Origin of the sequence: Pseudochrobactrum sp. AO18b, assembly GCF_000409565.1 — a bacterium.
GTDB lineage: Bacteria > Pseudomonadota > Alphaproteobacteria > Rhizobiales > Rhizobiaceae > Pseudochrobactrum > Pseudochrobactrum saccharolyticum.
Genome location: NZ_ANNO01000108.1, coordinates 1 through 8,920 on the forward strand (window position 1 = coordinate 1; position 8,920 = coordinate 8,920).

At 51.4% G+C, this 8,920-nt stretch carries 6 protein-coding genes; all 6 read left to right on the forward strand.

Features of this window, described 5'->3' with window-relative positions; genetic code table 11:
- Nucleotides 1–185: 185 nt before the first annotated feature.
- Nucleotides 186–1,370 carry an acetyl-CoA C-acetyltransferase gene (locus tag A918_RS0104640; RefSeq protein WP_022709923.1) on the forward strand — a complete coding sequence of 395 codons (1,185 nt, stop codon included), beginning with the start codon at nucleotides 186–188 and terminating at the stop codon, nucleotides 1,368–1,370.
- 855 nt (nucleotides 1,371–2,225) lie between these two features.
- Nucleotides 2,226–5,315, forward strand: coding sequence for a helicase-related protein (locus A918_RS0104650; protein ID WP_022709925.1), 3,090 nt, complete (start codon nucleotides 2,226–2,228; stop codon nucleotides 5,313–5,315).
- 4 nt (nucleotides 5,316–5,319) lie between these two features.
- Nucleotides 5,320–5,724, forward strand: coding sequence for an RNA-binding S4 domain-containing protein (locus A918_RS0104655; RefSeq protein ID WP_022709926.1), 405 nt, complete (start codon nucleotides 5,320–5,322; stop codon nucleotides 5,722–5,724).
- Nucleotides 5,725–6,213: 489 nt separating this feature from the next.
- Nucleotides 6,214–6,552, forward strand: coding sequence for a ferredoxin FdxA (gene fdxA / locus A918_RS0104670; protein WP_022709929.1), 339 nt, complete (start codon nucleotides 6,214–6,216; stop codon nucleotides 6,550–6,552).
- Nucleotides 6,553–6,989: 437 nt separating this feature from the next.
- Nucleotides 6,990–7,568: a CarD family transcriptional regulator gene (locus tag A918_RS0104675; RefSeq protein ID WP_028233395.1), complete on the forward strand. Its 579-nt coding sequence runs from the start codon at nucleotides 6,990–6,992 to the stop codon at nucleotides 7,566–7,568.
- 401 nt (nucleotides 7,569–7,969) lie between these two features.
- Entirely contained in the window at nucleotides 7,970–8,875 is a 906-nt protein-coding gene (locus A918_RS0104680; protein ID WP_028233396.1) for an RNA polymerase factor sigma-32, read from the forward strand.
- Nucleotides 8,876–8,920 lie beyond the last annotated feature (45 nt).

Consider the following 8,920-nt stretch of genomic DNA (forward strand, 5'->3'; position numbering starts at 1 on the left):
CTGGTGTATTTTGCGCAAAAGCATGGCAATCTGCCTGTAATGCAGCACGGGGTTATGCGAAAAATTCAAAACCTTGATCGCAATTAGTACCAGCATCATTTGTAACTGACGTTATACTGAAGGAAAGTCGGTTCTGCGTATATGCGGAAAACAGGCACTATTGGGATGTGAGGAAATTATCTGTCATGAGCAAAGAAACAACAGTCGTCATTGCCAGCGCTGCGCGTACTCCTGTCGGTTCATTCAACGGGGCTTTCGCCAATGTGCCTGCCCATGAACTGGGTGCAACAGCAATTAAGGCTGCGCTGGAGCGCGCCGGTGTTGCTGCGGCTGATGTTGATGAAGTGATTTTCGGTCAGGTGCTGACAGCAGGGCAGGGGCAGAATCCTGTACGTCAGGCGGCGATTGCTGCGGGTTGTCCGATTGAGACAACGGGTTTTGCCGTGAACCAGCTTTGCGGCTCCGGCCTGCGCTCTGTGGCGCTGGGCTTGCAGCAGATTGCCAATGGCGATGCATCGGTGATTGTTGCCGGTGGTCAGGAATCCATGTCGATGGCTCCGCATTGCGCGCATTTGCGCTCCGGCACCAAAATGGGCGACATGACCATGATCGATACCATGATGAAAGATGGTCTGACAGACGCTTTCCACGGTTATCCTATGGGCGTAACAGCCGAGAATATTGCTGATCGCTGGCAGCTGAGCCGTGAGGATCAGGACAATTTCGCTCTTGCCTCCCAGAACAAGGCAGAGGCCGCGCAGGTTGCCGGTCGTTTTAAAGATGAGATCGTGCCTGTCACCATCAAAACCCGTAAGGGCGAAGTGATTGTAAGCGAGGATGAATATATCCGCCACGGCACCACGATTGAGGCTTTGCAGAAGCTGCGTCCGGCTTTTGCCAAAGAAGGTACAGTCACAGCCGGTAATGCCTCCGGTATTAATGATGGTGCAGCCGCGACAGTGCTGATGAGCGAAGCGGAAGCGGAACGCCGCGGTATCAAACCATTGGCACGCATCACCTCCTGGGCAACGGCAGGTGTTGATCCGGCAGTGATGGGCACAGGACCTATTCCGGCCTCGCGCAAAGCGCTGGAGAAAGCCGGCTGGACAGTGAAAGATCTGGATCTGGTTGAAGCCAATGAGGCTTTTGCGGCGCAGGCTTGCTGTGTGACCCGTGAGCTGGGGCTTGATCCGGCTATCGTCAATGTGAATGGCGGTGCTATCGCTATCGGTCATCCGATCGGTGCGTCCGGTGCCCGTGTTCTGACCACGCTGCTTTATGAAATGCAGCGCCGCGATGCCAAGAAAGGTCTGGCGACCCTGTGTATCGGTGGTGGCATGGGTGTTGCGCTCTGCGTTGAGCGCGACTGAACGCGCTTGCAGATAAGTTAACAAGACCCATTGTTGCGAAAATCGAAGCCCCGAAGGAAATTAACCTTTTCGGGGCTTTTTGTTGCTGTGAATATGCGTTTCATCAAGATCTAATACTATATGTAGTGGTCGTCGTTTGTTTCGGCTCTGTATTTTGTGAAAACGAAACGGGAACTTTTATATATCAGCGATTCGTCGCCGATTCGTTCAGGGTTTGGCCGAAAGCTTAATGAAAGCATGTTGTTTCTCTGAAATGCGGCGCATTCCGGTAATGTATTTTTAATCTTTATTAATGCTGTGCGGGTTTTTAAATTGGTATTATGTGCATGTTACCACATCGCTATGTGCGGTCAGTGGTAAAAGTTAATTTCTCCGCTTTTTACCGGGCTGTTCCTATATAGCTGAATCTGTATATTGTGTCTCTGCTTATAGAAAACACAGGATGTTGTTTCGAACAAAATGAGAACTCATGAAAACCATTGATTCGTAGCCTCTTTGTTCTTCTCGTGTTCTTTTCATTAAAATACAGGGTTTTTGCGGGCATTTTAGTGGATTCTAACGCTTAAAATGCGCGTAAAATTCTGACAAGACCGGGTTTTTGTGAAGAACTGACATGGTTTCCTGTCATTTTCTGAAGTTTTGATACAAAAGAAGTCATAAAGGTGCCGTTGTTACCCTTTTAGTCAGAGACAGATAATGCTACCTGCTTTGCTCAATCTGTACTGGCTGACGGCAGGCAGACAGAAAAAATGGGGTTTGCCGGATCGGGTTGGCTATATTGCAAAATATGGCACTGACCTGCGGGGCGGATTTCATGTGTAACGACTTCATGAGACGGGGAATAATCAATTCCGCATGAATGACCAGAAGAACTCATTGACGCCTCCGCTTGGGGCGGCGTCTCTGCATCAGGGAACAGCACCGCTTATTGTGAGCGGGCGCGATGTAACCGCTGTGCTCGGGCCTACCAATACCGGTAAGACTCATCTGGCGCTGGAGCGTATGCTTGCCCATGAGAGCGGGATCATTGGTCTGCCGCTGCGCCTGCTGGCGCGTGAAGTCTATAATAAGCTGGTTACCAAAGTCGGCCCTGAAAAAGTGGCGCTGGTCACCGGCGAAGAAAAAATCATTCCGGCCGGAGCGAAATATTCCGTATGTACCGTTGAGGCTCTGCCGCGCCAGACCAATGCAGCTTTCGTTGCCATTGATGAAATACAGCTGGCTGCTGATCTGGAACGCGGCCATATTTTCACAGACCGTCTTTTACATTTGCGTGGCCGGCAGGAAACTTTGCTGCTGGGTGCCGCAACTATGCGGCCTATTCTCGAAAAGCTGCTGCGCGGTATCAATATTATTACCCGTCCGCGTTTGTCGCATCTGGCCTATGCGGGTTCGAAAAAGATTACCCGCCTGCCACGTCGCAGTGCCATTGTCGCTTTCTCTGCCGATGAGGTCTATGCGATTGCTGAGCTGATCCGCCGTCAGCGCGGTGGCGCAGCCGTAGTGATGGGCGCTTTGAGCCCGCGCACCCGCAATGCGCAGGTGGAGCTTTACCAGTCCGGTGATGTGGATTTTCTGGTCGCCACCGATGCGATCGGCATGGGACTTAACCTTGATGTTGACCATGTGGCCTTTGCGCAGGCGCGTAAATTTGACGGATTTCAATATCGTGATCTGAACCCCGGTGAGCTCGGGCAGATTGCCGGTCGTGCGGGTCGTCACCTGCGCGATGGTACATTCGGCGTCACCGGACAGGTTGATCCGTTTGATAAAGATCTTGTTGAACGGATAGAATCGCATAATTTCGACGCGGTTAAAGTGTTGCAATGGCGCACGGCTCAGTTTGATTTTTCATCTGTTCGCGCATTGAAGCACTCATTAGACCGTTCAGCGCCTTTGGAAGGGTTGACACGGGCGCTACCTGCGGTTGACATGCAGGCGCTTGAAAATCTGGCGCGTGATGAAGACATTATGCGGCTTGCGGATACACCCAAGCGTGTGGAAATTTTGTGGGATGCCTGTGCGCTTCCCGACTATAGAAGGATTGCGCCGGCACAACATGCCGATATTATTGCCGCAATCTATAAGGATATCATCCGCAAAGGTTTTGTGGATGAAGACTATATGAGCGAGCAGGTGCATCGGTCCGACAGGACTGACGGTGAGATCGACACTCTATCTCATCGTATTGCACAAATTCGCACATGGACTTTTGTGTCGCATCGGCCGGGCTGGCTGGCAGATCCGGCACATTGGCAAGAAAAGACGCGCGAAATTGAGGACAGATTGTCTGACGCGCTGCATGAACGGTTGACGAAACGCTTTGTAGACCGCAGGACAAGCGTGCTTATGAAGCGCCTGAGAGAGAATGCCATGCTAGAAGCAGAAATTAGCCCGACAGGGGATGTACTTGTCGAAGACCACAATGTCGGGCAGTTGGAAGGATTCCGATTTACCGCCGACGTCAAGGCCGAAGGGCCGGACGCGAAAGCGGTAAAGGGGGCTGCACAAAAAGCGCTGGCCGCTGAATATGACCGTCGTGCAGAGCGCTTCTCTGCTGCGGCCAATGGCGATTTCGCCCTTGGCTCGGATGGTATTCTGCGCTGGGTCGGCGCTCCGGTTGCAACTCTGGTTGCCGGTGACAGCGTGATGCGTCCGCGCAGCGTTCTGCTGGCTGACGAGCAGCTGACAGGTGCTTCCCGTGAGAAAGTACAGAGCCGTATTGACCGCTTTGTCGCTCATCATATTGAGACAGTTCTCAAGCCGTTGCACGATCTGACTGAGGCTGATGCCCTGACCGGCATGACCCGTGGTCTGGCTTTCCGTCTGGTTGAGAGCTTCGGCGTGATCCAGCGTCGCGACATTGCTGAGGAAATCCGTGGTCTCGATCAGGATTCCCGTGCAGCTCTGCGTCGTTTCGGCGTGCGCTTCGGTGCCTATCATGTGTTTATCCCTGCATTGCTGAAACCGGCACCGGCAGGTCTGATGACACTGCTCTGGGCGCTGAGCAATGATGGCCGTGAACGTGCCGGTTACGGTGATGTTGTTCATGTTCTGGCCGCAGGCCGTACCTCGGTTGTTGTTGATCCGGCTTTCGATCCGGTTTTCTACACACTGGCCGGTTACCGCGTTCTTGGCCGCCGCGCTGTGCGTTTCGACATTCTGGAGCGTCTGGCTGATCTGATCCGTCCGGCTCTGGCCTGGCGTCCGGGCGCAGGTCTGCGCGCGGAAGGTGCCTATGATGGTGCCCGTTTCATGGTAACGCCGTCGATGATGTCTATTCTTGGTGCGACACCGGAAGACATGGAAGAAGTGCTGAAAAGCCTCGGCTACCGTCATGAAGCGATGGAAGCGCCGGCTGTTGCTGCCAAGCTTGCAGAACTTGATGCTTTTGCTGAAGCCGATGCTGCCAAGCAGACCGGCGAAGCTGTAACAGAAGCTGCCGCTGAAGCTGAAGAACAGCCGGAAGCTGTGGCCGAAACCGTGAATACGGAAGAAGCTGAAGCACCGGTTGCAGAAGCGGCTGAGACTGCTGATGCTGTTGCAGAAGAACCAGTGAAAATGGTTCTGCTGTGGCGTCCGGGGCGTCACGACAACCGTGGCCGCGAGCAAGGCAAGGGACGCGAGCAGAATCGCAACCGTCCGCAGGGCAATCGCCGTGCACCTGCTAAAGACGGCGCACCGGCTGATGCAGCTAAAGACAATGCGGGTGATAATCAGAACCGTGAAGGTCGCAGCAAGCGGTTTGAAAAAGCCGCACGGGTTGACTTCCGTAACGGTGAGCAGAAATCCGGCCGTAATGAACATCACGGCAAGCCGCGTCATGGCAAACGGGATCATGCTCAGGACCAGAAATGCGTTGAGCGCAATGAGCGTCCGGTGCAGATTGATCCTGATTCACCATTCGCCAAGCTGCTTGCTCTGAAAGAGCAGCTGAAGAAATAAGCGCATGAATACGGGTGCTTTAAAACAGCGCATTGATAAATGGTTGTTTTTCACCCGTGTCGTTAAATCACGCTCGCTCGCGGCAAAACTTGCTGCCGGCGGGCGTGTTCGTATTAATCGCGATAAAATAGATCAGGCATCTCACGGTATTAAAATCGGAGATGTGGTGACGGTCACGCTGGATCGCCGCATATTGATTTATAAAGTGCGCGAACTCGGAGAGCGTCGCGGCTCTTTTCCCGAAGCGCAATTGCTCTATGAAGATCTGACACCGCCAGCTGAAAAGACGGAAGAGCAGATGGCTGCGGTTGGTGAAAAACGGGATGCCGGTTCCGGCCGTCCGACAAAACGCGACCGCAGGGCAACGGAACGACTGAAACAAGGTGGTTCCGGTTTTGATGAGTTCTGAACTGCTTGATCGGGCTGATGTGAGTCGCATTCAGAGCACAACTCCGCAGGCTGACCGGTGTTTTCAGAAGCTGAACCATGCTTGAGATACTGAGTCGGGTCTGACCATTCTTTCAAATCTTCGTGTTGGCTTATTTTCTGTCCGGAATGAAGAATGATGCGGCGGAAGGATTGTGCTTTGTTAAAAGCCAGCGGGGACGCAGTTTTTCAGAAATTACGGCGATACAGAATGTGGTTCTTTTTTGCGGCGGAGCGTCGCGGCTGAGGGAAAACCCTCTTGCAAGCTGCGGCTAAAGCCTTTACCTGACAGACAGGTTTTCTGCCGTATTTCATATAGCGCAGTTGCTGAAAAACGGCATTCCGGTTTCGCAGGCCGGATGGCAGGATCAGTCAGTTATCCTGACACTCTGCCGGATGTTATGCCAAATGATATGATTGTAATTTTGGCCGCAGATTATGTGTGGCAGTTCAAAGCTCTGGGAGTTCGACAATGACTTATGTCGTGACCGATAACTGCATTCGTTGCAAATATACGGATTGCGTGGAGGTCTGCCCTGTCGATTGTTTCTATGAAGGCGAGAATATGCTCGTCATCAATCCTGATGAGTGTATTGACTGCGGCGTGTGTGAGCCGGAATGTCCTGCTGAAGCAATCCGTCCGGATACGGAACCGGGTCTTGATAAATGGATTGAGCTGAATTCTGAATATTCAGCGAAATGGCCAAATCTCACCGTGAAAAAAGACCAGATGCCTGAAGCCGCTGAAATGGATGGCGTCGCTAATAAGCTTGAACAGTTCTTCTCGGCAGAGCCTGGCGAAGGCGATTGATTCTCCGCTGATATGCCGGGATAACCACAGGATCAGCCCTGTCAATTAACGGTTTATTAACACAAATCGCCCGGTCGGGCGGCTTGTGACGGCATTTTGTTGATTCTGCCGGTTTTTTGTGTTACTGTCCACGATAATGTCGATGAGCAGGCGTCATTTCGTGGCGGCTACAGGTATTCACTGAAAGGCTGATATAAATTACAGGCTGAAATAGTGCCGGGGCAAGTTTGTTTTTAAATTTTGCTCCCACCGTTTATCCTGTGATTTTTTTTGCTTAAGTTTTGCCTCAGCATCCCTTTTACATTCTGTTTCGGCACTTGTTTTAATCAGCTGTTATGCCCGTTCCGTTTCCCGCGGGGCTGGTCGCAGGACTGATTGTATCACCGCGTGTAAACCGGCGCTCCAGGTGCCGGACACTACAGGGAGTATTGAAGCGTATGTCATCCCAGCAGAAGAAGGCCGCCGTCCGTCAGGGTTTTAAGACGGGTGAGTCGATTGTGTATCCGTCGCATGGTGTGGGACAGATCGTTGCAATCGAAGAGCAGGAAGTTGCAGGCATGAAGCTTGAGCTTTTTGTTATTGATTTCGATAAAGATAAGATGCGCCTTAAAGTGCCGGTGGCTAAAGCGGCTACCATTGGTATGCGTAAATTGTCAGAAGGTGATTTCGTAGAACGCGCCTTGAAAGTCTTGCAGGGTCGTGCCCGTATCAAGCGCACCATGTGGTCGCGCCGGGCTCAGGAATATGATGCAAAAATCAATTCCGGTGATCTGATTTCCATTGCAGAAGTCGTGCGTGATCTTTTCCGTGCAGAAAACCAGCCGGAACAGTCTTATTCCGAGCGTCAGCTTTATGAAGCAGCTCTGGATCGTATGGCGCGTGAAGTTGCAGCTGTAAACAAGCTGTCTGATACAGAATCTGTACGCCTCATTGAAGCTAATCTGGCTAAAGGACCGAAACGCGGTGCGAAGACTGATGAAGCTGAAGTTGAGGATGATGAAGCCGAAGCTGCATAATTTTACGCAACTCAGGCTGAAATATAGTCCTTTATAACAATAACGCCGTTCTGTTCACTCAGAGCGGCGTTATTGTTTTATGTATATTTTCGCTACGTAGTAATGATTGCACAGCATGTATCTGCTCTGAAGCATGTGTTGGAGCACAAAAAATGTTTTTCAAGCTCTCTGTTCAAAAAAATCATAAAATTAGCAGAAGATGAAGGAACCGGCCTTTCATTGATGCGTTTAACTCCTAGAGCGGTTTACGTCCAAATTGGATCATAGTGCTCGCTCTAGATTCTTTATTTGGCCGCATTATCACGGGCGTCAAGTTGATCCAACTTGACTGTGAAATGCTCTAGCGGATGACGTGATCCTCATAAGCAGGTTGCGTTGATATTTTCGTTATGGAGATTGAAATGAAGCCTGTAGCGTCCTCCTCCACCGAAGTTACGAAACGTACCGTCTCTTTTGTATCCTCCAGAAATCTTATTCGCAGTGCTATGTCCGCGCCTTATCTTGAACGGGAACAGGAGCAGGCACTTGTTCAGCGCTGGAAAGAGCAGGGCGATCAGCATGCGCTGGATGAAATTACCTCATCCCATATGCGGCTGGTGATTTCCACCGCCGGACGTTTCCGCAAATTTGATTTGCCGATGGCTGATCTCATACAGGAAGGGACGGTGGGGCTTATGGAGGCTGCTTTCCGCTTTGAACCGGAGCGGGAGGTGCGTTTTTCCACCTATGCGATCTGGTGGATCAGAGCATCGATACAGGACTATATTCTGCGCAATTGGTCGATTGTTCGTGGTGGTACAAGCTCAACGCAGAAAGCTTTGTTTTTCAATCTGCGCCGTTTGCGTGCAAAACTGGTGCAGAGCAATGAAACCCTGTCGAAGCGCGAATTATATACCCGTATTTCCGATCAGCTCGGCGTGTCTGAAAAAGATGTGGAACTGATGGATTCCAGATTATCCGGCCCCGACAGTTCTTTAAGTATGACTGTTTCGCCGGATGACAGCAGCAGCGCGGAGAAGATTGATTTTCTGGTCGACGATCACCCGCTGCAGGATGAAATTGTTGAGAATATGATCGACAGCGAGCGACGTGTCAGCTGGCTGAAACAGGCATTATCTGTACTCAATGATCGCGAATTGCGTATTATCCGCGAGCGTCGTTTGAAAGATGATGCCGTGACACTGGAAATGCTGGGAGAAAAACTTGGTATTTCTAAAGAACGTGTCCGCCAGATTGAAAACCGTGCTTTGGAAAAATTGCGGGCTGCGTTGCTTTCCCAGAATGGCATTGCAGCCTATCACGCCTAAGCACGACCAATGTGCCTATAAAAAAGCCCGCTTTAAAGCGGGCTT

Bases quoted from the DNA above. Each gene is read 5' to 3' on its own strand.
- A918_RS0104640 (WP_022709923.1), top strand. From the start codon at position 186: ATGAGCAAAGAAACAACAGTCGTCATTGCCAGCGCTGCGCGTACTCCT.
- fdxA (WP_022709929.1), top strand. From the start codon at position 6,214: ATGACTTATGTCGTGACCGATAACTGCATTCGTTGCAAATATACGGAT.
- A918_RS0104680 (WP_028233396.1), top strand. From the start codon at position 7,970: ATGAAGCCTGTAGCGTCCTCCTCCACCGAAGTTACGAAACGTACCGTC.
- A918_RS0104655 (WP_022709926.1), top strand. From the start codon at position 5,320: ATGAATACGGGTGCTTTAAAACAGCGCATTGATAAATGGTTGTTTTTC.
- A918_RS0104675 (WP_028233395.1), top strand. From the start codon at position 6,990: ATGTCATCCCAGCAGAAGAAGGCCGCCGTCCGTCAGGGTTTTAAGACG.
- A918_RS0104650 (WP_022709925.1), top strand. From the start codon at position 2,226: ATGAATGACCAGAAGAACTCATTGACGCCTCCGCTTGGGGCGGCGTCT.